This is a genomic window from Marinomonas posidonica IVIA-Po-181, from assembly GCF_000214215.1.
GTDB classification, from domain to species: Bacteria; Pseudomonadota; Gammaproteobacteria; order Pseudomonadales; family Marinomonadaceae; genus Marinomonas; species Marinomonas posidonica.
The window spans coordinates 485,911-509,817 of the sequence record NC_015559.1; the positions used below are offsets into that span (position 1 = coordinate 485,911).

Genomic DNA, 23,907 nt, shown 5'->3' on the forward strand with positions numbered 1-23,907 from the left:
TTGTCATTTTATTTTTGACAATTCGCCTTGTTGTGTTTTGAGGAAAACGATCTAATAGATTAAATAGACAAAATTCATTATCAGATATTATACAAGGAAGCGTCATGAGTCAGGACATCGTAATTCTTGCTGCAGGCAAAGGCAGCCGAATGAAATCCTCTTTTTCCAAGGTATTGCACAAGGTTGGTGGCGTTGCCATGGTTAGGAGAGTGCTGGCGACGGCCGCTTCCATGACAAATGCTAAATTACACTTAGTGGTTGGCCATCAAGGTGAGCAAGTGACTAACCATTGTCAGGATTTTGCGGCCAATGTGGTTTGGCAAAACAATCCTCAAGGTACTGGCGACGCATTGCGTCGCGTGGCTTCTTCTCTACAGTCTGAGGGCTCAACTCTGACGCTTTATGGCGATGTTCCTTTAATACGCCCTACTACATTGGAGAAAATGGCGGCCTTATCCACACCAAACACCTTAGTGTTATTGACCATTTCCCTAGATAACCCAACAGGTTATGGACGTATTGTGCGTAATGCAGACGGAAATGTGTGTGCCATTGTCGAACAAAAAGACGCGTCAGCGGAAGAGTTGGCCATTAATGAAGTGAATACTGGCATCTTACTGGCACCTAACCAGCCGTTACAAACTTGGTTGGCCGCGCTGACCAATGATAATGCTCAGGGGGAATTTTACCTCACTGATATCATTGCTATGGCCGCGAAAGATGGCGTTGATATAGTCACAGTACAACCGGAAAACGAAGCGGAAGTGGCTGGCGTGAACGATCGCGTTCAGTTGGCCGCATTGGAGCGCGAGTGGCAGCAGCAACAAGCCATTCAATTGATGCAAAATGGGGCCACTTTATTAGACCCTGCTCGTATTGATGTTCGTGGTGAGTTAATCACGGGTGAAGATGTGATCATCGACGTGAACTGTGTGTTTGAAGGCAAGGTTGAGTTGGGTGATGGTGTGGAAGTCGGTCCGAACTGTCATCTAAAAGACTGTGTGGTCGGCAAGGGTACAGTGATTAAAAGCCATTCCATGATAGACGAAAGCCAAGTCGGAGAGGCTTGCGATATCGGTCCATTTGCGCGGTTACGACCAGGTACACGTTTGGCGAACAAAGCAAAAATAGGCAATTTTGTTGAAACCAAAAAAGCGAACATTGGTGAAGGCAGTAAGGTCAATCATTTGAGTTACATAGGTGACACGGAAATGGGGGCTAACGTAAATGTTGGCGCGGGTACCATTACTTGTAACTATGATGGTGTGAATAAACATCTGACGCAAGTCGCCGATAACGTTTTTATTGGCTCAAACTCGGCTTTAGTGGCACCGGTTCAGGTGGCTGAAGGCGCAACGATTGCTGCAGGCTCGACCATTACCAAGGCCGTAGGTGAAAAACAATTGGCGTTCGCTCGATCTCGACAAGCCAACAAAGATAATTGGCCAAGACCGGTTAAAAATTAACGGTTAGAGCTCAAAAAGATATCTCTATATATCGTCATATGTGGTGAAACATATGGCATAAAGCTTGAAACAAACTGTATTGATAGATTGGCGAGAGTGCCAATCTATCTCAAAAGGATTCAATATGTGCGGAATAGTGGGTGCGATTGCACGTCGTAATGTGTCTAAAATCTTAATTGAAGGATTAAGTCGTCTGGAATACCGTGGTTATGATTCGTCAGGTGTGGCGATTAATAACGAAGAAGGGGTGTATTTTCATCGCGCGGTTGGGAAAGTTCAGGCCTTGCGAGATAAATTTTCTGAGCAACCTTTGGACGGTAAAATGGGCATTGCACATACTCGTTGGGCCACTCACGGTAAACCAACGGAAGCCAATGCTCACCCTCATTTTTCGGGCGACGACCTAGCCCTAGTGCACAATGGCATTATCGAAAACCATGAGCCATTGCGTCGAGAGCTTAAAGATAAGGGTTATGAATTTAATTCGGAAACGGATACGGAAGTCATTGTTCACCTGATTCACGATGCATTGAAAACACAGCCTGATTTGTTGAAAGCCGTGCAATCGAGCTTGTCTCGTTTAGAAGGGGCTTTTGCGATCGGTGTCGTGCAAAAAGACGACAATGAACGTTTTATTGCCGCTCGTAAGGGAAGTCCTCTTGTGATTGGTGTTGGCATCGAAGAAAATTTTGTGGCATCAGACCAGCTGGCATTACTGCATGTGACGGATCAGTTTATCTTCTTAGAAGAAGGTGATGTGGCAGACGTATCACGTGATCAAGTGACAATCTATGACATCCGAGGTGAGGTGCAAGAGCGCCCTGTCAGTGTTTTTAATCATAATGTAGACGCGACAGATAAAGGCGAATTTCGTCATTATATGATGAAAGAAATCTACGAGCAGCCGAATGTTATCAGTGCTTGTTTGGAAGGTCGCATTAGCGACAGCAAGGTGCTGACCAGTTGTTTTGGCGCTGAATCGGACTTTCTTAAAAAAGTTGAGAACATTCACATTGTGGCATGTGGTACCAGTTACCATGCAGGCATGGTGGCAAAATATTGGATTGAAGAATTAGCTGGCTTACCTTGTAGTGTGGAAGTGGCCAGTGAATATCGTTACCGTAAGGTGGCTGTGCCGAAAAACACCTTATTCTTGACCTTGTCACAGTCTGGTGAAACCGCCGATACTCTGGCGGCACTACGCATGGCAAAAGAGTTAAATTACCTAACTACTTTAGCGATTTGTAATGTGCCTTCGAGCACCTTGGTACGTGAATCTGCTTTGACCTTGTTGACCAATGCCGGTGCCGAGATTGGCGTTGCTTCAACCAAGGCTTTTACAACACAGCTTACTGCTTTGTTGATCACCAGCGTCGCCATTGCCGTGGAAAACGGATTGAGTGCAGAAAAAGAAAAAACGCTAGTACAGGCTATGCGTTCTTTGCCTGCTTGTGTGAATGAGGCTTTGCAACAAGATGGGCATATCAAGCAAATCGCCGATAAATTTGCCAATAAGCACAATGCGCTTTTCTTGGGGCGTGGTGCCATGTTCCCGATTGCCCTAGAGGGCTCGTTGAAATTAAAAGAAATTTCTTACATTCATGCTGAAGCGTATCCGGCGGGAGAACTGAAACATGGTCCATTGGCATTAGTCGATGAAGACATGCCGATCATTACGTTAGTTCCGCATAATGGCATGTTGGATAAAATTAAATCGAATCTTCAAGAAGTCGCGGCTCGTGGTGGTGAGCTTTATGTTTTTGCAGATCGAGAAACTGACCTTCACAATGAGGAGAATATTACCTTCTCTGAAGTGCCAAAAGTCGAAGCCATCTTAGAGCCTATCGTACATACCATTCCTTTGCAGCTATTGTCATACCATGTTGCTGTGGTAAAAGGTACGGATGTAGACCAGCCGAGAAATCTCGCAAAATCTGTTACGGTTGAGTAATAAAAAGGCCCAGTTAGCATGCTAACTGGGCAAACTCATACAGAGAGTGACATGAAAAATAGGTCAATTAGAGGTTTGGCCCTGCTAAGATATCAATTAGCAAGGCATTTTAACCTTGATGGATAGAGGCCAGATAGACGGCGGGTGAACCATTCCTATCCGAACCAAATAGCACGGACTGATTGTCAGGTGTAAAGGACGGATGTGGATGATTGACTTGACGATCGCCCTCCAATACCGCCCAACTTGTTTTGTGTTCAGCAATCGCTGAGATGTTATCTTTCTGTAAATCAATCACATAAAGGTTTGGGTCGTTTTCTATGCTGTGGCTAGAAGTGTCTGTGACATCGACAGGTGTGCCTGAACCATCACCAACCACCAGAGTACCATCGTAATTGCTCATTAAGTGGCTACAGGCCGGCATGTTACTTTCTACCTTAAAGCTTAAATCGTCAGCATCAACGGAACAAAGCTCACGCTGGTGGCTGTTGGGGCGATAAGAAACAAACATCATTTTTGAGCCGTCTGGTACAAAAAATTCGTGGGTACAGGACTCATTCTTGTCTTGCTCGTAGACTTTACGTAAGTTCTTGCCGTTTTCATTTATCATCCACATGCGAGTCTCGACAAGGTCGTGTGGTCCTTCATGACAAAAAGCGATGGTATTGTCATCATTTGGTCGATATAAGGGGTGACCGAGCCAGATATTGTCTTCAAATACCACATTTCTTTCACCGGTTTGTAAATCAATGGAAATCAGTCGGCAGTGAGGGTTTTGGTGATACAGTTGTGCAAACTTTTCCCAGCTGTCTAATTCCATGTAATCGCTGTCTTTAATTTCGATCCCTACCACTTTTGTGCAGTCTGTGTTGGGGACCCAAGTGCCATAGCCCACCCAGCCCTTAGCGACTTCATATAACACAGAGTGCTCTTGTGTTTTAAGGTCAACACGAATCAGTTGTTTATTGTGTTTGACGAAGATAAGGGCGTCGTCTTGGGTGGTGATAAAGCCACCAAACACATTATCACCAGAGCCTTCTGTTAATTGAAGGGCCGTTTCTTCTTTTAGGTCTACGAGATGGTAATTACGGTGTTGGTCAAAGTCCGCAGCGAGTAATAATTTATTGCCGTCATGGGTGAAGCATTTTTGGTAGAAATAATTGCGGTTACAAAGCGCATTGTCAGGCGTTAGTTGAATGATGTTAGAACCCGTTTGAGTGTCTTTAAAGTGTTTAAACGGTAAAGACAATAGGTGGCCGAGTGACATGAATCCCTCTCTTATTTTTGTTAAATACAGTCTGCATTATGGTCTCGATAACCTTAAGAATAGACAAAATGACAAACTCTAGTCAACTAAAATGAAAAGCCGTTTTATTTTTATTTGTTGTGGTGTTGTTCCAAATTAAGTGGGTGGGACGAGGTTGCGAATTGAAAGGCCCTAGTATGGGATGTATCTATTAGACATTTTCTACTATACTGGCAAAATCCTATTTCAATAAAAATGAAACTAACTTATGGCAAACGAAGAAAACAATAATCAGCAAATTGAACCTGTTTCCTCTGTTATGAAGGTGTTTGCAATTTTAAATGCCTTATCTGAAAAGAAAGCCTCTGGCGTGACAGAGTTATCACAAAAAGTTATGACTTCCAAAAGTACGGTGTATCGCTTCCTACAGACCATGAAGATGCTCGGTTATGTTAGTCAGGAAGGCGAGGATGATCGTTATTCATTGACTCTTAAACTGTTTGAAACAAGCTCTAAAGCGTTGGATTACGTTGATTTAGTTTCCTTGGCAGAGCCTCATATGAATCGTATTGGTGAATTGACCAAAGAGGCATTGCACCTAGGGATTCGTGATGGTGATGGAATCATTTATATCTACAAAGTAGATGCTCAGTATAATTTACGCATGCAGTCTCGCATCGGTGGTCGTAACCCTCTTTACTCTACGGCAATTGGCAAGGTGTTATTGGCTGAGCGTCCAGAAGACTATGTGCGCGATGTCTTGAGTGAGACGGAATTTACCCCTTCAACATCTCATACACACCTGAATATCGAAGCCTTGCTTGAAGAGTTAACCTTAGTCAAACAGCAGGGTTACGGGGTCGATAACGAAGAGCAAGAAGAGGGGTTGCGTTGTATTGCAGCCCCCATTTACGATCGTTTAGGCAATGTCGTGGCAGGATTAAGTTTGTCCTTTCCTTCGCTGCGTTACACTCAAGAAAAATTTGATACTTACACTAGCTTGTTGCAAGAAGCGGCAGCGGATATTTCCGAAAAGTTAGGGGATGTTAAATCTTAGTATTGAATGAATTGATTTGAGTGGATAAAAAATGGAGGCTTGGGCCTCCATTTTTGTTTGTGCTGAGAGAATGTGAAATAAGTCGCTTTCGAGTTTTTATCTTAATTGATGGCTTTTGGGATTTTGTGAAACAGCTTTTCATAAAATGTTGAATAATGTTTTGGTTGGCTGCTATAGTGTCTAAGTCTAAAGCAAGAATACTAAGAGTTAACCTATGTTTGTTTACAATAACCAAGTCCCGCTGGAAGACCTCGGAGACGGGGTATCTCGCAAAATTATGGCGTATTCCGACAACATTATGACCGTTGAGGTTCATTTTGAAAAAGGTGCGGTAGGTCCATTGCACAACCACCCTCATGAGCAGCTTACCTATGTGTTATCAGGTAAGTTTGAATTCACCATTGGTGATGAAACTCGAATCGTTAGCCAAGGCGATACGCTCTACAAAGAGCCTAATGTCATGCACGGCTGTGTGTGTTTAGAGCCTGGTGTGTTACTGGATAATTTCACGCCAATGCGAAAAGACTTTGTCGGGTTAGAAGAATCTTATTACCAAAAACAGGATGCTTAATATGAAAATTGCGCTAATGATGGAAAACAGTCAAGCAGGTAAGAATGCAGTCATTTTTCAGCAGCTTAATGAGGTAGCGGAGCCACTCAATCACCATGTTCACAATGTTGGCATGAGTGACGAAAATGACCATCACTTAACCTATATCCATTTGGGGATTATGGCCAGTATTTTGCTTAATGCGAATGCAGTTGATTTTGTTGTGTCAGGGTGTGGTACTGGCCAAGGCGCGATGATGTCTCTGAATGCTCACCCTGGGGTGATATGTGGCTATTGCTTGGAGCCTTCCGACGCCTTTTTGTTTAATCAAATCAACAATGGTAACGCCATTGCGATGGCATTTGCCAAAGGCTTCGGTTGGGCGGCAGAATTGAATGCTCGTTATATTTTTGAAAAAGCCTTTACTGGCCCTCGTGGTGAAGGGTACCCAGTCGAGCGCAAAGAACCGCAAGTTCGTAATGCTGGCATTTTGAACCAAGTTAAAGCGGCTACTATGAAAGAAAACTACATAGATACGTTAAAAGCAATGGATCAAGATCTTGTCAAAACTGCGGTGACGGGCGAGCGTTTCCAGAAATGTTTGTTTGAAAACGGCCAAAATCCTGAGATTGAAGCTTATGTGCGTTCATTGTTGGTCTAATGATATGGCTTAATTCGTTATGTTGTTTTGAGTAAAAAAAGGAAGACATGTTCTTCCTTTTTTATTGTCTGCCCCCCAATTTTTTATGACAAAGGTGATGGTAAGCAGGAATGAAAGGTTTTCATGCGGTGGTATCTCTGGAGGGTCAAGAAGGTGCTTTTTCTAACGTACAAGCAGCATTAGATGCGGCACCAAAGGATGATTCGCTGTATCGCATCTATATCACATCAGGTCGATATCACGAGCGCATTGGTATAACTCGAAATAATTTAGAAATAATTGGATCTGGGTGTTCTGAAGTGGTGATTTATGGTGCTGTGTGCGCTGGCATGCTGAAAGAAGCTGGTCATATCGCGAGTACTCTTGGCAGTCGAATTATCGAAATTGATGCTGTTAATGTCACCTTGAAACGCCTGACGGTCATTAATCAGTGGGACTACATTGCTAATGCTCTGAAGTCAGATCAAGATCCAAGCAAGCAGCAACATACACAAGCCGTTGCTTTGCTTATCAATGAGCACAGTGATCAAGTTTTACTAGAAGAGGTCTGTTTAGATAGCTACCAAGATACCTTCTGTGCTCAGGGTGGAAGAAGTTACCTGAAAGCCTGCAAGATCAGCGGTAACATCGACTTTGTATTCGGTTCAGGTTGTACATTGTTGGAATCATGTGAATTGGTGTGTAAGTCTTATCCTAGTCAAGATAAGGTGCTTGGGTATGTAGCCGCTCCCAGCACAAATAAGCTTCAGGAATATGGATTGGTTTTTCTACGATGTAGTATTTATCGTGAAAATATTGATCTTTATGCTTCATCTGAGGAGAAAACCTATGCCTTGGGGCGACCTTGGCACCCAACCAAGACATTTGATGATGGTCGTTATGCTGATCCAGATGCGATAGGCGTTGCCATGTACATAGAGTGTGAATTAGAAGGGCATATATTTGGTTGGGACAAAATGTATGGTTTGGCAAGGGACGGTACAAAACGTTATTTTGAACCGGATAAGCATGCTCGCTTTTATGAGTGGCGTAATACGGGCAGCGGGGCTCTGCATTCTGGTTATAAAGGACTGTGGCCAAAAGCAGAGTGTTTTTCCAACTTAGGTCAGGAATTCGCTCAAGCATTACGTCAGGATGTTTTGGGAGACTGGGCGTTGTTGTTTAATTTTCCCTCTAAGTCTTCACGTCTTAATAGGCCATCCTCTAAGTAAGTTAACCTCAAGCTTCTAGCTGATAAAATGCTAGCCTATTTCACCCTTTCGAATTTAGTCGAAGGTGACAGTGATCCGAATGTCCTTTAAATAATAGCAAACTCATGAAAATAGAATTTATTTGTGCAGTTTAATGGGAACTTAACAAATATAAGGGTACAATTGCGCGAATTTTGTCCCATATCTAGATCCGAAGTGCTTAAAAGTCTGTTTCGCAAGGGCGGAATGCGACACTTAATTTGAGCCTCGCTTATTACAGAGAAATAAAATGTCTATTGATATTAGTAAGTTACGTAACGTTGCTATTATAGCTCACGTTGACCATGGTAAAACAACACTCGTTGACCAGCTACTAAGCCAGTCAGGAACACTTGATCGTAAAGACGAAGGTGCAGAGCGCATCATGGACTCGAACGATCAAGAGAAAGAACGTGGTATTACCATCTTGGCGAAAAATACAGCGATCAAGTGGAACGATTACCGTATCAATATCGTAGACACACCTGGACACGCCGACTTCGGTGGTGAAGTAGAGCGTGTATTGTCGATGGTTGACTCTGTATTGTTGTTGGTGGATGCGGTTGATGGTCCAATGCCACAAACGCGTTTCGTAACTTCTAAGGCGTTTGAGCGTGGTTTACGCCCCATCGTTGTTATCAACAAGATTGACCGCCCAGGCGCTCGTCCTGATTGGGTAATGGATCAAGTATTTGATCTATTTGACAGTCTTGGTGCATCTGAAGAGCAACTTGATTTTCCTGTTATTTATGCTTCTGCAATCAACGGTATTTCTGGTAATGATCCAGAGCAAATGGCAGAAGACATGACGCCACTTTACCAAATGATCGTCGACAGTGTACCGGTTCCTAACGTTGACCCGGAAGGCACGTTCCAGATGCAGGTATCAGCATTGGATTACGATAGCTATGTAGGTGTTATCGGTGTGGGTCGTATTACACGCGGTAGCTTGTCTCCTAACCAACAAGTGGTTGTGAAATCGGCTGATGGTAAAGAGCGTAAAGGTAAAGTGCTAAACGTTAAGGGCTACCACGGACTTCAGCGTGTCGACACTGACCAAGCTTATGCTGGTGATATCGTTTGTATTACTGGTATCGATGGTCTAAGCATCTCGGATACTTTGTGTGATCCAACGTGTGTTGAATCTCTCCCTGTTTTGACGGTAGATGAGCCAACGGTTAGCATGACCTTCATCGTTAACGATTCACCATTTGCAGGTAAAGAAGGTAAGTTCGTTACAACGCGTAACATCAAAGACCGTCTAGACCAAGAGCTTATCCACAACGTAGCTCTGCGTGTGACTCAAGGCGATACGCCTGATAAATTCATCGTATCGGGTCGTGGTGAATTGCACTTATCTGTATTGATTGAAACCATGCGTCGTGAAGGTTTCGAAATGGGCGTATCTCGTCCAGAAGTAGTGAAAAAAGAAATTGATGGCCAAATCCAAGAACCATTTGAGCAAGTTGTGATTGACGTTGAAGAGCAACATCAAGGTTCCATCATGGAAGAGCTTGGTCTGCGTAAAGCGGAACTGACGAACATGGAGCCAGATGGTAAAGGCCGTGTACGTCTTGAATTCATCGTGCCTTCTCGCGGCTTGATTGGTTTCCGTGGTTTGTTCCTAACTTTGACTTCTGGTTCCGGTATTATGACCAGTGTCTTCGATCACTATGGTCCTGTTAAAGACGGTGAAGTAACTGGCCGTCAAAACGGTGTACTTGTTAGTATGTTGACTGGTAAAACAGCGGCTTACGCTTTGTTTAACTTACAGAGTCGTGGACGTATGTTCTTGGGACATGCGGTGGACATCTACGAAGGTCAGATCATTGGTATTCATTCACGTGATAACGATCTTGCGGTTAACCCAGTTAAGGGTAAGCAGCTGACTAACGTACGAGCTTCTGGTACGGATGAAGCCTTGACGCTTACGCCGCCAATTAAGCACACACTTGAGCAAGCGCTTGAGTTTATCGAAGACGATGAGTTGGTAGAAGTAACACCAGAAAGCATTCGTATTCGTAAGAAGCTACTAACGGAAAATGAGCGTAAGCGCGCTGGCCGTAAATAAGACATTGCTTAACTGAGCAGCAGCAAATAAGCCTATCATTAGGCTTAGGAGCGACAGAAGCGCCTTCGGGCGCTTTTGTTTTATCTGGCCTACGGAAAAAAGAGAGGATCAAATGAAAGTATTAGTGCAGCGTGCCTTAAATGCCAGTGTGACGGTGGAGGGTGAGGTCGTTGGTGCCATTGACCATGGTCAGTTGGTCTTAGTGGGAATTGAAAAAGGCGATACTGAGGTGGATGTTCAGCGCCTTGCCGATAAGTTGCTCAAATATCGGATGTTCAGTGATGACGACGGCAAGATGAATCTGAATGTTCAGCAAGCGAATGGTGGGGTTTTACTGGTGTCTCAGTTTACCTTAGCGGCGGACACGAAAAAGGGGTTGCGTCCTGGGTTCTCAACTGCGGCCATTCCAGCGGAAGGCGAGCGCTTGTTTAATGAGTTCGTTGAAAAAGTGCGTGCACAGCATAGCAAGGTTGAAACAGGTCGCTTTGGTGCTGACATGAAGGTGGCTTTGATTAATGATGGCCCAGTGACCTTTATGTTGGAGTAGTAGAATGGGTTAGACCATAGGACTACACTCTCTGAAACTGGATTATTCAGGCATGAGTCAGTCTAGAGGCTAAGCTTTCGGTTCGGTGACTTGGATATCTTCGTCAGTCTCGTCACTTTCCTCATCCGCTTGTTTTACCGTACGTCCGGCTAATAAGCCGACTTCAAACAGCATCCACATGGGAATGGCCAATAAGGTCTGAGAAAAAATATCGGGCGGCGTAATCAGCATGCCGACGACAAAACACCCTAAGAAGATAAAAGGTCGTTTTTTTGATAGTTTGGCGACCGTGGTTACACCCGCTTTAATCAGCAGATACGTGGCAACCGGGATTTCGAAGGTTACACCAAAGGCAAAAAACAGCTTGAGAACAAAGTTAAGGTAATTATTGATGTCCGTCATGACCGTGACTTCCCCTGGGCCTACCGTGGTGAAAAAGCCGAAAATCAAAGGCAGAACGACGTAATAGGCAAAAAGTACACCCAGGTAGAACAATAAAATGCTGGAAATGAGTAGGGGGATAGCAATGGTTTTTTCGTTTTTATACAGGGCTGGGGCGATGAAAGACCAAGCTTGGAATAGGGTGTAAGGGACAGACAATAAGACCGCGATGGCGAAGGTCAATTTTAGGGGCGCTAAAAAGGGCGAAGCGACTTCGGTCGCGATCAATGAACTGCCTTCAGGTAAGAGTAGTCTCAAGGGTTCTGAGACGATAAGGTACAAATCATTAGCAAAATAATACAAGCCAACAAAAATCAGTAAAATCGCCAAAACCGACTTTAGGAGTCGATTTCTTAATTCAATTAGATGAGCTACTAAAGGTGCTTGTTGGGTTGAATCTGTACTCATAAAAGGCTTGCCCATATATCGTGATCAGGAATCAATTAATCGCTGCTTTTACTGTCTTGTTTTACCGTTATGTCGGTATCAGGTTCTGCTTCAGGCGATTCCGTTATGTCAGTCGTAGCGACTTGCTCAGTGTGTTGTGTGGCTACCACAGGAACCGGTTCTGGTTCAGTTTGTGACACGGCAAGCGGGGTGATGGTATTTTGGATTGCTTGACCTTCTTGCAGCATACGCTTGTTGGTTTCGGCGATCTTTTGCTGCATTTCTTCGTTATCAAGCTGGGCATTAATTTCTCTTTGTACCGAGTTAATGCTACGGCGAATTTTACGGATCCAAAGACCAGCTGTCTTCGCAGCGTGAGGAAGGCGTTCCGGGCCTAAAATTAATAGGCCAACAACGAAGACAACTAACAGTTCCGAAAAGCCAATATCAAACACGGATTATGCGCTCTTATCGTCTTTTTTGGCTTCGCCATCGATGACTTTTTGCTGAGCTGCTTTTTCAGCTTCGTCATCGCCTTCTTTATCGACCGCCTCTTTAAAGCCTTTTACCGCCCCACCGAGGTCAGAGCCTAGGTTTTTTAACTTTTTAGTGCCAAAAATTAGCACTAAGATGGCCAACACGATAAGAAGTTGCCAAATACTGATTCCACCTAACATAACATTTCTCCTGCTTAGTTAGGAAAGTGCGAACAAGCCTTCTGTAAGACCCAAAGGGCGTGGGCTTGTTCGTACCTTCCTCAGTTTCTGCTGGCTTTTTCGTCCAAGCCAGACAAATTAAATCGACGAGCTAACTCATCCAGTATAGCATCGGGACCCATGTCTAAATGAGATAACATGACTAAGGTATGGAACCAAAGGTCAGCCGTTTCATAAATAAGATCGGATTTATCACCTGAAGTGACCGCATCCTTCGCTGCAATAATTGTTTCAATGCTCTCTTCACCAACTTTTTCAAGGATCTTGTTTAATCCTTTAGCATGCAGGCTAGCGACATAAGAAGAATCGGCTGAAGCGTTTTTGCGTTGCTCTAGAGTGGCTGCTAACTCAGCCAAAACATCGGTTTTCATTATAGTCTCTCAAATGTTACGGTTTTAAGACAAGTAAATACAAGCCTAATATAAACAATCCAGCGCTGGTCAGGTCTGCGTGCTTGAGTTGCTCCAACGTATTTGGCTCTGTTACTAACCAAGCTCCGGCTAGACTGAATGCCCCTAGTAGGCGGAATGGCCAGTTTCTGCGGCGCAGTTTCAGCTCTTGGCTAAGCTCTTTTATCTCATTGGTTTGCGCTTGCATGCGCTCTTCCTGATGAGACAGTTGTGTTAATGCTGTGAACACTAGGTTTGGAATCTGTGGTAAATGCCCCGCCCATTGTGGTGCCTGCTTGCGTACTTCTTCCATGACGCGTTTTGGTCCCATTTGTTCACGCATCCAGCGTTCTAGGAAAGGCTTTGCAGTGACCCATAGGTCAAGGTCTGGATAAAGTTGTCGACCTAAGCCTTCGATGTTGAGAAGGGTTTTCTCAAGCAACACCAATTGTGGTTGCACTTCCATGTTAAAGCGACGTGCTGTCTGGAATAAACCGATTAAGACTTGGCCAAAAGAGATGTCTTTTAATGGTTTAGCAAACATGGGTTCGCAGACACTGCGTATAGCGGATTCGAAAGCATGTACCGGTGTGCCCTTTGGTACCCAACCGCTCTCCACATGCAGTTCGGCGACGAGGCGATAATCCCGTTGGAAAAAGGCCAGTAAATTACGGGCAAGGTAGCTCTTATCTTCATCATCTAGACTGCCCATGATGGCACAATCTATGGCGATGTATTTGGGTTTGTCTGGGTTGCTTGGGTCAACAAAGATGTTGCCAGGGTGCATGTCGGCATGAAAAAAGCTGTGGGAGAAGACTTGAGTGAAGAAAATTTCTACACCTCGTTCTGCCAAGCATTTCATATTGACTTTGGCTTGGTTGAGTGCCGGAATGTCGGCTACGGGAATGCCTGAAATACGTTCCATCACCATCACATTACGGTGGCAATAATCCCAGTAGACTTGAGGAACATACAAGAGTTCAGAGTGAGTGAAGTTGCGTTGCAGTAAGCCAGTATTGGCGGCTTCTTTGGCTAAATCTAACTCATCTAAAATAGTGTATTCGTAGTCTGTCACCACTTCAATGGGGCGCAATCGACGACCGTCTTCACTGACGTTGGCAACAAAGTGAGCCAAGCTGTAAAGCAAGCTGATGTCTTTGCCAATGGTGTTTTCGATTTTAGGTCGAATGACTTTAACAACAACGTCTTCGCCACTGTGCAGTGTCGCAGTATGGACTTGTGCAATAGAAGCTGATGCGAGGGGGTTTTCTGAAAACTCAGCAAACAATTGCTCAATCGGCGCTTTTAAATCGCGCTCAATAATGGCTTTCGCGACCTTGCCCGAAAATGGCGGTACCTTATCTTGTAATTTGGCCAGTTCGTCGGCTAAGTCATCGTCTAGCAAGTCGCGGCGAGTTGATAGAATTTGCCCAAATTTTACAAAGATAGGACCAAGAGACTCCAGCGCCAGACGCAGTCGTTCCCCTCGATTTTTACTGGCCCGCTTTCGGCCAATGGCGCATAAAGCACCGAGTGTATAGCGTAGATACCAAGGTAGCAGAGTAAATGGAATAAAAACATCAAGGCGGAAACGCATCATGGTGTAAAGAATGCGTAGAAAACGAAATGCACTGGTGAACATGGTTAGAATTTAAACCCTTTGTGAAGTGCGACAATACCGCCGGTCAGGTTCTGGTAGCTACTACGTTCGAAACCAACCTCTTCCATCATGCTTTTGAGGGTTTCTTGATCAGGGTGCATGCGGATGGATTCCGCTAAATAGCGATAACTGTCTGCGTCATTTGCAATTAACTTACCCATCGCAGGCAACAATCGGAATGAATACTGATCATAAATCTTTGATAACACTTCGGATTCGGGCTTGGAAAACTCTAATACTAATAGACGACCGCCGGGTTTCAGTACACGGTACATAGAAGCCAATGCTTTGGACTTGTCGGTGACGTTTCGCAAACCAAAAGCGATGGTGATGCAATCAAAGGTATTGTCAGGGAAAGGCAATTCTTCGGCATTGGCTTGCACAAATTTCACATTGCCAACCACGCCTTGGTTAGCCAATTTGTCGCGACCTACTTTTAGCATGGAGTCGTTAATATCGGCGAGGATGACTTGCCCTTCACGGCCAACCAAACGTGAAAACTTCAAGGTTAGATCGCCCGTACCGCCGGCAATATCCAGCACTTTGTTGCCTGCACGAACACCCGATTGGCTAATGGTATGACGCTTCCAAAGACGATGAACGCCACCAGACATCAAGTCGTTCATGATGTCATATTTCGCTGCGACAGAGTGAAACACTTGTGCTACCGCTTGTACTTTTTCGTCGGCAGGAATTTCTTTAAAGCCAAAATGGGTGGTGTTTTTTTGGTCGTCTTGCATAAATGAATTCATCCTAACAAAATGCTGGCGAAGGAAAAAAGCGTCCAGCATGGCATTATCTGTATTTGTTAATGGGGTTATTGTACCTGTCGTAGCCGAGAGCGGGTACTGCTTATTCAGTCTATTTTTCGGCCATCACGCGATTACGCCCAGAATCTTTCGCTTGATACAGCTGTTTATCTGCCCGTTCAAATAAGCTTTCAGGTGTCTCTTGTGCTTTGTGCTGAGCAAGACCAATGGACACTGAAATCGATACCGGCTCGCCCTGCATATTGAACGGGGTTTTTTCAACGGTCTGACGAATGAGTTCGGCTTTCTCCATGGCTTTATCAAGAGGTGTGTTGGGAAAAACAACAACAAACTCTTCGCCACCATAGCGAAAAATCAGGTCTTCTTTTTGTAAAACGCTGCGAATTTGCTTTGGCACAATGCTAAGGACTTTGTCGCCGGCCAAATGCCCCCAGGTGTCGTTGACTTTTTTAAAGAAGTCGATATCGCATACAGCTAAACACAACGGCTTTTGGGTTTTTTGCATGATCTGGCAAAGGGGTAAGATGGCATCTTGATACGCAGTACGGTTTGGGATCTCAGTCAACGCATCGGTCATGGCTTGTGCTAATTTTTCTTGCAGCATAGTACGCAACGAGGCGGAATCTTTTTCCATGCGAGTGACTTTGTTTTTCAGGCTAGTAATGGACTGATTGGCGTCTTTTTCTTGCTCTTGCATACGTGAGCGATATTCAGACATGGTGTTGGAAATGCTCGATAAACGCTCGTTGATTAAATTTTGCAAGCTTTCTAAGTCATTTGCACCTTGAACGGCTTGGCTGGTTTCTTCGACTTGCTTTTGTAATTTTGAATTAAAACCTTCACGACTTTCTGACAGGGACTTTTGTGACTGATAACTGCTGGTGACTGAAGCGTTAATACTCGCCAGTTGTTTGTTCAGTTCACTCAGGTATTTGGTCAGGCTTTCTTGGGTTTTGCCGATGGCAATCATCACCAAGGAAATGACTTCATCCAGCAAAGTCGGTAATTGTTCTAGATTACTGTTGCCTGTTAGGGCACTTTTTAATGTGCTCATTTCACCGTGATAACGTTTTGGCAGAGATAAATTATCCACCAACCCAGCTAAGGTGTGACTGATTTGCACCATGATTTCTTGATCGTTGGACTGAGCTTGATCCTTGTCTTTGCTGCGATTAAACAAGCGCTGGAATAGGGAGTTTTTCTCAGTCTGATGGCTTGAATCCGTTTGATTAAAGGTTTGTTGGCTCAATTCTAAAAACAATTTAAGCAGATTTGGCCATTCGTAAGGTAATTGCCATTTGCTACGAATTTCGTATTCCAGTTGTTTTTTTAAAGGCGCAGGAAGAGGTTGGTTGGCATTTTTGCCTAATACGTCGATCAGGCTTTGTAAGGAGGTTCGAACCAGTTTGGCTCTTTCTTCCTGTGCTTTATCGCTGCTGAGTAATAACGGCTCAGCTTGATTGAGAAGTTTTTGTATTTCGTCAGCATTAACACCCTGGGTAATGCTTTGCCTAAGTTGGCGGACGACGGAATCAAGCTCGGGGTAATTTCCTTCAGCGAGCATGCTAGTTCTAGAAACGGCTTTGCGTAGAACTTCAATCAATTTATCGCTTGATGACTCCGTCATACCACCTCAACTCATATTAATTTTGACGTTCTTTTTCGATTAGAAAATCGACCACTTTAAAAATATTTTCATTGCCGTTGGCGGTTTGTGCAGACACTAGGTACTTACCATTGACAATCACACCTGGTACACCACGAGCACCGTAAGCACGAATTTTAGCATCAGCTTGACTCAAACGACTGTTCACTGAGAAAGAATCGTACAGTTTGTGGAAGTCGTCTTCATTTACGCCATAATTCACAAAAAACTCGGCAAGAGCGTCCTCTGAGTTTAGACGACGATGCTCAACATGAATAGCATTAAACAAGTCTCCGCGAATTTTATCTTCTACGCCAAGGATATCGGCAATGTAAAATGCTTTCGCATGGGCTAACCAACCACGTCCAAATACCGCCGGCTGATATTTAAAGTCGACGTCCGCTGGCACATCTTTTTTCCAAGCTTGAACAAGTGGTTCTAAGGCGTAGCAATGTGGACAACCATACCAAAAAATTTCAGTGACTTCGATTTTACTTGGGTCGCTGGTACGAACTGGTGTCTTGATGGTGGTATAACCATTGCCATCACTGTATTCCGCCGCTATGGCAGTCAGTGGCATAAGTAGAGAAAAGATCAGAGCTGTAAACAGCTTTTTCATGGGAAGCTCCTAATGATAAAAGTGAAACTATAGTGACATCATGCACTTAAAGATAAAAAACTTCGATCCTGTTTACAGGGGAAGGTTCTGCATTTCCGGTAAGTTTACATAAAATTTACATCAATAGGGGCGATTGGGTGAGCCAATCGCCTTTTAAATGGCATCTTAGGCGGATTGCTGGCATTATATACACCCTAAAACGCATCTGCGAATGCCAATCTCAATCGACTGACGAATATCAAATTTATGACACCTTACGACTCCACGTTCCAATCGGCTTATTTCATTAAAAGTGCGGAAAAACTGTCTCAATGCCCACTTGATCAAGGTGTTGAAGTGGCCTTTGCAGGGCGCTCCAATGCGGGTAAATCGACTGCATTGAATACCTTAACGAACCAAAAGAAATTGGCTCGTACTTCAAAAACACCGGGTCGTACTCAGTTGATCAACTGCTTTGGTTTGAATCTTGATGATCGTCGCCTGATTGACTTACCGGGTTACGGCTTCGCGAAAGTGCCGATCGAAATGAAAAAGGTTTGGCAGGCACACATGCAGGATTACCTGATGAATCGCCGTTCCTTAGCTGGCGTGGTATTGGTTATGGACATTCGTCATCCGCTTAAAGAATTCGACGAAATGATGTTGGATTGGGCGAAAGCCAATGGCATGAAAGTGCATGTGTTATTAACCAAGTCTGACAAGTTAAAGCGTGGCCCGGCGAAGTCGACTATGTTGTCGATTCAGCGAGAGCTAAAGCAGCAAAACATCGACGGGTCGGTGCAAACCTTCTCTGCCCTAAACGGTGACGGTGTGGATGACCTTCGCATCAAGTTGGCTGAATGGCTTGTGTTAGATAATCAAGACGAAATCCCAGTATCGCCAAACGCGTAATGTTGGCATTGTTATACCGTAATCAGATGCTCTATGATTTGATTACGGTGGCATGTTCCCTTTTAAAGTGATTTATCTTCCCTTCTTATAATATCCATTGTCGCCACCACGATTTAAAAAGAGTATTGAGCCGATGAAACAGGATATCGTACATATTGCTTTGGTGGTCCGTGACTATGATGAAGCCATTGATTTTTATGTGAATAAACTCAAGTTTGAATTAATTGAAGATACTTATCAGCCTGAACAGGATAAACGTTGGGTGGTGGTGTCGCCACCTGGTTCTAAAGGAACGACTTTGTTATTGGCGAAAGCGTCTAAGCCTGAGCAATTGGACTTTATCGGTCACCAAGCGGGTGGTCGTGTATTTCTATTCTTAAACACAGATGACTTTTGGCGAGACTATCAGCGCATGCAGTCCGAGGGGGTTCATTTTGTCCGTGAGGCTGCAGAGCAAGAATATGGAACCGTCGCGGTGTTTGAAGACTTATACGGTAATTTATGGGATTTATTGCAACTTAAAGCGGATCATCCTATTTCCAGTCGACTAAAAGCGCTGATTTGAGCTGACTCATTATGGTTTAGAGGCTTGGTGTTTGATTTTTATTCGCTTCGTGACATCAGAATGGGTAACTTAAAGGAAACCCTTATTTGAGCTAGGTCAATCATGATGAAAATAACTCGGACAACCGATTTAGAGCGTTTACGTCGATTCGCCCTATCGTCGCAAGGTTTATTGCAGCTGAACCCTTTCGGCCGAGGTTTGGCTGGGACGCACGACGCGATTAAGCGCCTAGGTTATGTACAAATAGATACCATTTCTGTTGTTGAGCGAGCCCATCATCATGTCTTGCATACCAGGGTGCCTAAGTTCCAACCTGAGATGATTCATAGCTTGTTAGCAAATGGCCGTATTTTTGAGTATTGGTCTCATGCTGCGGCCTTTTTACCCATGGACGATTTTCGATTTTCCCTACCTTATAAAAAAGCCATCCAAAGTGGCCAGGTTCATTGGTATAAAAATCCAGATAAAAAACTGATGGCTGAATTGCTGGCTCGAATTCGCTCCGATGGCCCGCTGCGATCTCGTGATTTAGAGGCTCATAAAAACGCTAGCTCAGCGGGTTGGTGGGATTGGAAGCCTGCGAAAAAAGCGCTTGAGCAGTTGTATATGGAAGGTGAATTAATGGTAAGTCACCGGGAAGGCTTCCAAAAAGTTTATGATTTAACCGAGCGTGTTTTGCCATCTCACATTGATTCAAATCTGCCCAGTGCCGATGAATATGCCGCACACATGATGGATCAGCAATTGCGCTGCCATGGTTTTGTTTCGTTAAAAGGACTGACTTATTTGCGCCGTAGCACAGAGCTCCGTCAGGCTATGAAAAGCTTAGTGCGAGAACGTTTGCATCAAGGCGCTTTGGAAGAAATCGAATTAGGCGATGGTGAACGTTTTTTGATGCCAGCTGGCACGTTAGATCAACGAGCGCCTAGATTGAGTAATCGTCTGACGATTTTGTCGCCTTTTGATAACAGTGTTATCCAGCGGGATCGCCTTAAATCGGTGTTTCAGTTCGATTATCAGATCGAATGCTATGTGCCAGAGCCAAAACGACAATACGGCTATTTCAGCTTGCCGTTATTGTTTCGAGGGGAATTTATTGGACGCATGGATTGCAAAGCCCACCGTCAAGAGCGCCGCTTGGAAATTAAATCTCTCTACTTAGAAAAACAGATTGAAACATCGAACTTTAATGTCGACATCATTCTAAGTGCCTTTGTCGACGCCATTAAAGCATTTAGCCAATTCCAGCAATGTGACTCAGTGACCTTAACCTCAGTTGAACCTAATGCTCTAAAGTCGCCTTTGCGAATCGCGTTACAAGCGCTCGGTGATGGATGAAGCAAAAGTACGAAATCAATATAACTTCGTACTTAATGCGCTGAATCGCCGTCTACACAATACCAGACCCCGTTTTATTGGGATCGGTTGGGCGAGCCTTGGCCATGGCAGCACGATAGCCGCTAGCACGGTAACAACTAACAGGATCAATGGCACCATCAGTCTGCAAGCGTGCCATTTGCAAGATGGGTTCAACGTCTAAGTTGTAGGCTTGTTTCAAGCTGGTTTGCGCCATCATGGGGTCATTGTCTTCTTGATACTGAGATAGTGCATGGCGGTCTACGAGTAAGCTTTTCACAAAAGCACGTTGCACTTCGGCTGCACTGTACATCAGACTCTCGATAGGATCGGTCACATTGTGCGATTGATCCAACATATAGAAAGGACTGTAAGAAGGATCTTGTGTACGAATGTCGGTTAATTCGTTGAAGATTAAGAACAACTGATAAGGGTTGATCGAGCCGCTGTCTAAATCATCATCGCCGTATTTACTGTCGTTAAAGTGGAAACCACCTAACTTACCAAATTGCGCTAGACGACTGACAATCATTTCGATGTTAACGTTTGGCGCATGGTGTCCCAAATCCACTAAGGACAAACAGCGTTCGCCGGTTTCTTTGGCAGCAAGGTAGCTGCTGCCCCAGTCTTGAATCACGGTTGAGTAAAAGGCCGGCTCAAATATTTTATGCTCTAACAGCATGTTCCAATCATCAGGCAAACTGTTATACACCGTCTTGATGCTGTCTAAATAATGGCTAAAGCTGTTTTTAAAGTGCTGTTGGCCAGGAAAGTTAGAACCATCGCCAACCCAAACCGTGAGCGCTTTTGAGCCGAGTTTTTGACCCAATTCCACCACCTCAATGTTATGGTCGATGGCTTGTTCTCGAACCGCTTTATTGGTGTGCGTCAAACTGCCGAATTTGTACGACGCTTCCTGACCAATTTGATCTTGGAAGGTATTGGAATTCATGGCATCAAAATGCAGACCATATTGCTCGGCATACTGTCGCAGTTCCTTCGGATCCTTTGGTCTGTCCCAAGGAATGTGCAAGGAGACTGCCGTTGTGGTTTGTGACAATTGTTGGATGACGGAACAGTCATCTAGCTTTTCAAAAATATTGCGGGGTTCGCCTTGACCTGGAAAGCGTGCAAAACGCGTCCCACCAGTACCAACGCCCCATGAAGGGACCGCGACTGTAAATTGTTTTGCTTGCTCTAGGATTGTGTCTATTTGGATTCCTGAACGATCCAGTTTTTCCGCAAGCGCATTGTAGTCACTGGTGAGGGCCGATTCTTGCTTAGTGTTTTGTTCTTGTAACAAGTTTTGATCAATTAATAGGGTCATGATCGAATCCTTTTGTTGTTCTTATTTAGTCGGTTCTTGTAAGACAGGGTTTCATCAATGCACTAGCGAGTAAACGACGGCGCGTGACCCGCATCGACATTAAGTATGTTGCCTGTCGACTTAGCAGAGGCATCCGAGGCAAAGAAGTAAATGGCTTCCGCAATGTCTTCAGGTAACACATTCAGTTTCAACATGCTGCGTTGACGATAATGCTCTTCTAAATCATCGGTAGACAGCTGGTAAGCACTGGCTCTTTCTTCTTTCCATTTACCGGTCCAGATTTTTGAACCGCGCAATACTGCGTCTGGATTAACCACATTAGATCGAATCCCCAGTGGTGCACCTTCCAAAGCAACGCATCGAGACAGCTGAATTTCGGCCGCTTTAGCAACACAATAAGCACTGGCATTGGCTGACGCAACCAAACCATTTTTACTGGCAATAAACACCATATTGCCGCCCATGTTTTGTTGTTTAAGTAAAGCAAAGGCTTCCCGTGCAACCAAGAAATACCCTGTCGATAAGATGCTTTGATTTTTATTCCATAGTTCAAGCGAGGTTTCTTCTAGTGGGGCAGAAGACGCAATGCCTGCATTGGAGACCACTATGTCTAGACCTCCAAAGGCAAGGGCACAGTGTTTGATTGCACGAACAACATCTTCCTCGTGAGTCACATCCATTTTGATGCTAGAGGCGCAATCTTTTCCAAATTCGTTGGTCAGTTCATTTTTGGCCACGGCCAATGTTTCTTCATCAATGTCCATGAGCACGATGTTGGCACCTTCTGTTGCGAGGCGTTTTGCGGTTGCCAGACCAATGCCGCCAGCGCCGCCTGTGACCAAAGCAATGTGACCTGCTAGGGATTTGGGTTTGGGCATGCGCTGTAATTTAGCTTCTTCTAATAGCCAATATTCGATATCAAAGGCTTCTTGTTCAGGTAAGCCAACGTATTCACTAACGCTATTGGCCCCACGCATTACATTGATGGCGTTTACATAGAACTCACCGGCAATTCGTGCTGTGGCTTTGTCTTTTGCAAACGACAACATGCCAACCCCTGGAATCAAATAAATCACAGGATTTGGGTCGCGCATGGCTGGGCTGTTGTCGCGTTTACAGCGTTGGTAGTAACCAGCGTAATCGTCACGATAATCAGCCAAGCTTCTGTCTAAGGATTCGATGACTTCGTCCAAGTTGTCTTTTTGTGGGTCATAGGCCACCACAAAAGGACGGATTTTAGTGCGCAAGAAATGATCCGGACAAGATGTGCCTAATTTTGCAAGACGCTCTAAATCCATTGAGTTAACGAACTGTAGCACTTCATCGCAAGCATTGAAGTGCCCAATTTGACGTTGCTTTTCACTGGTTTTGCCGCGAATCAATGGCATAAGGCGAGAAACCACTTGGCGACGTTTGTCCTCAGGTATTGTATTAAACCGCTTGCCACCAAACACCGCTTTCCCTGCACCTTGTTGTTCTAACCAGATTTGCGCTTTGTTAATGATGTTCAACGAGTTGAGGTAGCACTCTTTGTTGTCATTGGCCCAAGTAAATAGGCCGTGACTTTCAAGTACCACTCCCTTTAAATGCGGATTCTCCGTGGCGATTTTATGTAAATCCATGCCCAACTGAAACCCTGGGCGACGCCATGGTAGCCAGCCAATTTCACCGTTAAAAATGTCTTCTGTGAGTTGCTGACTATTTTTGCTTGCGGCAATGGCGATCACCGCATCTGGATGTAGGTGGTCAACATGAAGGTAAGGTAAATAGGCATGCAGCGGCGTATCGATACTGGCGGCTCGGCTATTTAAGTTGAATGTACAATGGGGAAGATACGCGACCATTTCATCTTCAAACTCGACACCAGGATAAAGAGACAAAAGCTGATTCAGTTTATCCAAATAAAGTGTTGAGAACCCCGCTAGTCCCATGGAGCCAATATCGCCTCCAGAGCCTTTTACCCATAAAACAGTGGTTGTTTGCCCTGTTAGTGGGTCATCCATTTGAAGTTTGGCTGAGGTATTGCCGCCGCCGTAATTTGTCACGCGCATGTCAGAACCAAGCAAATTTGATCGATATTGCAATAATTCTGGCTCAGACATCAGGGATGCATCCGCATCGTTCCAAAGATTGGCAAGTAAATTAGTAGACATGGTTTAACCTCAAGTATCGTCTCGTTTATGGGCCTACGGTGCTATTCGAGTAGGCAGATATAACGCGGACTTAAATTTTATTTTTGTTATGCACAATCAGCGGGTTAGAATGATCGATAGTTTTCATACTAAAACAAAATCAATCATTTTCAAGCATTATTTATCTATGAAGAGGTTTTTTGATTAAAATTGCTTGATAATGATTGAAAA

22 protein-coding genes are annotated in these 23,907 nt (G+C 44.4%); 11 read left to right on the plus strand and 11 right to left on the minus strand.

All coding sequences use genetic code 11. From position 1 onward, the window contains the following. The first annotated feature begins 104 nt into the window (after positions 1-104). The gene (glmU, locus tag MAR181_RS02190; protein WP_013794982.1) at positions 105-1,466 is read left to right on the plus strand and encodes a bifunctional UDP-N-acetylglucosamine diphosphorylase/glucosamine-1-phosphate N-acetyltransferase GlmU; all 1,362 of its coding nucleotides are present in this window, start codon (positions 105-107) and stop codon (positions 1,464-1,466) included. 124 nt (positions 1,467-1,590) lie between these two features. Next, positions 1,591-3,417 (plus strand): glutamine--fructose-6-phosphate transaminase (isomerizing), encoded by a 1,827-nt coding sequence (gene glmS, locus MAR181_RS02195; RefSeq protein WP_013794983.1) that lies wholly within the window; start codon positions 1,591-1,593, stop codon positions 3,415-3,417. Positions 3,418-3,526: 109 nt separating this feature from the next. Here glmS and MAR181_RS02200 read toward each other — a convergent pair whose 3' ends face one another. Next, positions 3,527-4,684 carry an oligogalacturonate lyase family protein gene (locus MAR181_RS02200; protein WP_013794984.1) on the minus strand — a complete coding sequence of 386 codons (1,158 nt, stop codon included), beginning with the start codon at positions 4,682-4,684 and terminating at the stop codon, positions 3,527-3,529. 247 nt (positions 4,685-4,931) lie between these two features. Between MAR181_RS02200 and kdgR the strand changes: the two genes are divergently transcribed. The 6 genes from kdgR to dtd all read left to right on the plus strand — a co-directional run bounded on the left by kdgR (position 4,932) and on the right by dtd (position 10,778). Continuing rightward, complete coding sequence (gene kdgR / locus MAR181_RS02205; protein WP_013794985.1) at positions 4,932-5,720, plus strand: DNA-binding transcriptional regulator KdgR; 789 nt, start codon at positions 4,932-4,934, stop codon at positions 5,718-5,720. A 214-nt stretch (positions 5,721-5,934) separates the two neighbouring features. After that, a complete protein-coding gene (locus tag MAR181_RS02210; protein ID WP_013794986.1) occupies positions 5,935-6,291 on the plus strand; it encodes a cupin domain-containing protein in 357 nt (118 codons plus the stop codon). A gap of 1 nt (position 6,292) precedes the next feature. After that, positions 6,293-6,931, plus strand: a complete 639-nt coding sequence (locus tag MAR181_RS02215; RefSeq protein WP_013794987.1) for an RpiB/LacA/LacB family sugar-phosphate isomerase — start codon at positions 6,293-6,295, stop codon at positions 6,929-6,931. Between the two features lie 110 nt (positions 6,932-7,041). After that, a complete protein-coding gene (locus MAR181_RS02220; RefSeq protein WP_013794988.1) occupies positions 7,042-8,142 on the plus strand; it encodes a pectinesterase family protein in 1,101 nt (366 codons plus the stop codon). A 268-nt stretch (positions 8,143-8,410) separates the two neighbouring features. Further along, a complete protein-coding gene (gene typA / locus MAR181_RS02225) occupies positions 8,411-10,231 on the plus strand; it encodes a translational GTPase TypA (protein ID WP_013794989.1) in 1,821 nt (606 codons plus the stop codon). 112 nt (positions 10,232-10,343) lie between these two features. Further along, complete coding sequence (gene dtd / locus MAR181_RS02230) at positions 10,344-10,778, plus strand: D-aminoacyl-tRNA deacylase (protein ID WP_013794990.1); 435 nt, start codon at positions 10,344-10,346, stop codon at positions 10,776-10,778. A 69-nt stretch (positions 10,779-10,847) separates the two neighbouring features. On the opposite strand, the gene tatC is transcribed toward dtd, so the two are convergent. From tatC to MAR181_RS02270, 8 genes are all read right to left on the minus strand, one after another. Continuing rightward, positions 10,848-11,627, minus strand: coding sequence for a twin-arginine translocase subunit TatC (tatC, locus tag MAR181_RS02235; RefSeq protein WP_041651542.1), 780 nt, complete (start codon positions 11,625-11,627; stop codon positions 10,848-10,850). Between the two features lie 35 nt (positions 11,628-11,662). After that, positions 11,663-12,061, minus strand: coding sequence for a Sec-independent protein translocase protein TatB (gene tatB / locus MAR181_RS02240; protein WP_013794992.1), 399 nt, complete (start codon positions 12,059-12,061; stop codon positions 11,663-11,665). A gap of 3 nt (positions 12,062-12,064) precedes the next feature. Then, a complete protein-coding gene (gene tatA, locus MAR181_RS02245) occupies positions 12,065-12,283 on the minus strand; it encodes a Sec-independent protein translocase subunit TatA (RefSeq protein ID WP_013794993.1) in 219 nt (72 codons plus the stop codon). A gap of 80 nt (positions 12,284-12,363) precedes the next feature. After that, positions 12,364-12,693 carry a phosphoribosyl-ATP diphosphatase gene (locus MAR181_RS02250; RefSeq protein ID WP_013794994.1) on the minus strand — a complete coding sequence of 110 codons (330 nt, stop codon included), beginning with the start codon at positions 12,691-12,693 and terminating at the stop codon, positions 12,364-12,366. Positions 12,694-12,709: 16 nt separating this feature from the next. Further along, the gene (gene ubiB / locus MAR181_RS02255) at positions 12,710-14,353 is read right to left on the minus strand and encodes a ubiquinone biosynthesis regulatory protein kinase UbiB (RefSeq protein ID WP_013794995.1); all 1,644 of its coding nucleotides are present in this window, start codon (positions 14,351-14,353) and stop codon (positions 12,710-12,712) included. A 2-nt stretch (positions 14,354-14,355) separates the two neighbouring features. After that, positions 14,356-15,111, minus strand: a complete 756-nt coding sequence (ubiE, locus tag MAR181_RS02260) for a bifunctional demethylmenaquinone methyltransferase/2-methoxy-6-polyprenyl-1,4-benzoquinol methylase UbiE (RefSeq protein ID WP_013794996.1) — start codon at positions 15,109-15,111, stop codon at positions 14,356-14,358. 121 nt (positions 15,112-15,232) lie between these two features. After that, positions 15,233-16,768: a GGDEF domain-containing protein gene (locus MAR181_RS02265; RefSeq protein ID WP_013794997.1), complete on the minus strand. Its 1,536-nt coding sequence runs from the start codon at positions 16,766-16,768 to the stop codon at positions 15,233-15,235. 16 nt (positions 16,769-16,784) lie between these two features. After that, positions 16,785-17,405 (minus strand): thiol:disulfide interchange protein DsbA/DsbL, encoded by a 621-nt coding sequence (locus MAR181_RS02270; RefSeq protein WP_013794998.1) that lies wholly within the window; start codon positions 17,403-17,405, stop codon positions 16,785-16,787. Positions 17,406-17,651: 246 nt separating this feature from the next. Between MAR181_RS02270 and yihA the strand changes: the two genes are divergently transcribed. The 3 genes from yihA (at position 17,652) to MAR181_RS02285 (ending at position 20,199) form a co-directional block, all read left to right on the plus strand. Next, positions 17,652-18,296 (plus strand): ribosome biogenesis GTP-binding protein YihA/YsxC, encoded by a 645-nt coding sequence (gene yihA, locus MAR181_RS02275; protein WP_013794999.1) that lies wholly within the window; start codon positions 17,652-17,654, stop codon positions 18,294-18,296. 133 nt (positions 18,297-18,429) lie between these two features. Beyond that, complete coding sequence (locus tag MAR181_RS02280) at positions 18,430-18,861, plus strand: VOC family protein (protein WP_013795000.1); 432 nt, start codon at positions 18,430-18,432, stop codon at positions 18,859-18,861. A gap of 102 nt (positions 18,862-18,963) precedes the next feature. Then, positions 18,964-20,199, plus strand: coding sequence for a winged helix-turn-helix domain-containing protein (locus tag MAR181_RS02285; RefSeq protein WP_013795001.1), 1,236 nt, complete (start codon positions 18,964-18,966; stop codon positions 20,197-20,199). Positions 20,200-20,251: 52 nt separating this feature from the next. On the opposite strand, the gene rhaI is transcribed toward MAR181_RS02285, so the two are convergent. Both rhaI and MAR181_RS02295 read right to left on the minus strand, forming a co-directional pair. After that, positions 20,252-21,544 (minus strand): L-rhamnose catabolism isomerase, encoded by a 1,293-nt coding sequence (rhaI, locus tag MAR181_RS02290; RefSeq protein ID WP_013795002.1) that lies wholly within the window; start codon positions 21,542-21,544, stop codon positions 20,252-20,254. A 62-nt stretch (positions 21,545-21,606) separates the two neighbouring features. Beyond that, positions 21,607-23,697 carry a bifunctional rhamnulose-1-phosphate aldolase/short-chain dehydrogenase gene (locus MAR181_RS02295; RefSeq protein ID WP_013795003.1) on the minus strand — a complete coding sequence of 697 codons (2,091 nt, stop codon included), beginning with the start codon at positions 23,695-23,697 and terminating at the stop codon, positions 21,607-21,609. Positions 23,698-23,907: the final 210 nt, after the last annotated feature.

Excerpts from the sequence above, each read along its gene's own strand:
- glmU (WP_013794982.1), top strand. The coding sequence starts at position 105 with ATGAGTCAGGACATCGTAATTCTTGCTGCAGGCAAAGGCAGCCGAATG.
- glmS (WP_013794983.1), top strand. The coding sequence starts at position 1,591 with ATGTGCGGAATAGTGGGTGCGATTGCACGTCGTAATGTGTCTAAAATC.
- MAR181_RS02200 (WP_013794984.1), bottom strand. The coding sequence starts at position 4,684 with ATGTCACTCGGCCACCTATTGTCTTTACCGTTTAAACACTTTAAAGAC.
- kdgR (WP_013794985.1), top strand. The coding sequence starts at position 4,932 with ATGGCAAACGAAGAAAACAATAATCAGCAAATTGAACCTGTTTCCTCT.
- MAR181_RS02210 (WP_013794986.1), top strand. The coding sequence starts at position 5,935 with ATGTTTGTTTACAATAACCAAGTCCCGCTGGAAGACCTCGGAGACGGG.
- MAR181_RS02215 (WP_013794987.1), top strand. The coding sequence starts at position 6,293 with ATGAAAATTGCGCTAATGATGGAAAACAGTCAAGCAGGTAAGAATGCA.
- MAR181_RS02220 (WP_013794988.1), top strand. The coding sequence starts at position 7,042 with ATGAAAGGTTTTCATGCGGTGGTATCTCTGGAGGGTCAAGAAGGTGCT.
- typA (WP_013794989.1), top strand. The coding sequence starts at position 8,411 with ATGTCTATTGATATTAGTAAGTTACGTAACGTTGCTATTATAGCTCAC.
- dtd (WP_013794990.1), top strand. The coding sequence starts at position 10,344 with ATGAAAGTATTAGTGCAGCGTGCCTTAAATGCCAGTGTGACGGTGGAG.
- tatC (WP_041651542.1), bottom strand. The coding sequence starts at position 11,627 with ATGAGTACAGATTCAACCCAACAAGCACCTTTAGTAGCTCATCTAATT.
- tatA (WP_013794993.1), bottom strand. The coding sequence starts at position 12,283 with ATGTTAGGTGGAATCAGTATTTGGCAACTTCTTATCGTGTTGGCCATC.
- MAR181_RS02250 (WP_013794994.1), bottom strand. The coding sequence starts at position 12,693 with ATGAAAACCGATGTTTTGGCTGAGTTAGCAGCCACTCTAGAGCAACGC.
- ubiB (WP_013794995.1), bottom strand. The coding sequence starts at position 14,353 with ATGTTCACCAGTGCATTTCGTTTTCTACGCATTCTTTACACCATGATG.
- ubiE (WP_013794996.1), bottom strand. The coding sequence starts at position 15,111 with ATGCAAGACGACCAAAAAAACACCACCCATTTTGGCTTTAAAGAAATT.
- MAR181_RS02265 (WP_013794997.1), bottom strand. The coding sequence starts at position 16,768 with ATGACGGAGTCATCAAGCGATAAATTGATTGAAGTTCTACGCAAAGCC.
- MAR181_RS02270 (WP_013794998.1), bottom strand. The coding sequence starts at position 17,405 with ATGAAAAAGCTGTTTACAGCTCTGATCTTTTCTCTACTTATGCCACTG.
- yihA (WP_013794999.1), top strand. The coding sequence starts at position 17,652 with ATGACACCTTACGACTCCACGTTCCAATCGGCTTATTTCATTAAAAGT.
- MAR181_RS02280 (WP_013795000.1), top strand. The coding sequence starts at position 18,430 with ATGAAACAGGATATCGTACATATTGCTTTGGTGGTCCGTGACTATGAT.
- MAR181_RS02285 (WP_013795001.1), top strand. The coding sequence starts at position 18,964 with ATGATGAAAATAACTCGGACAACCGATTTAGAGCGTTTACGTCGATTC.
- rhaI (WP_013795002.1), bottom strand. The coding sequence starts at position 21,544 with ATGACCCTATTAATTGATCAAAACTTGTTACAAGAACAAAACACTAAG.
- MAR181_RS02295 (WP_013795003.1), bottom strand. The coding sequence starts at position 23,697 with ATGTCTACTAATTTACTTGCCAATCTTTGGAACGATGCGGATGCATCC.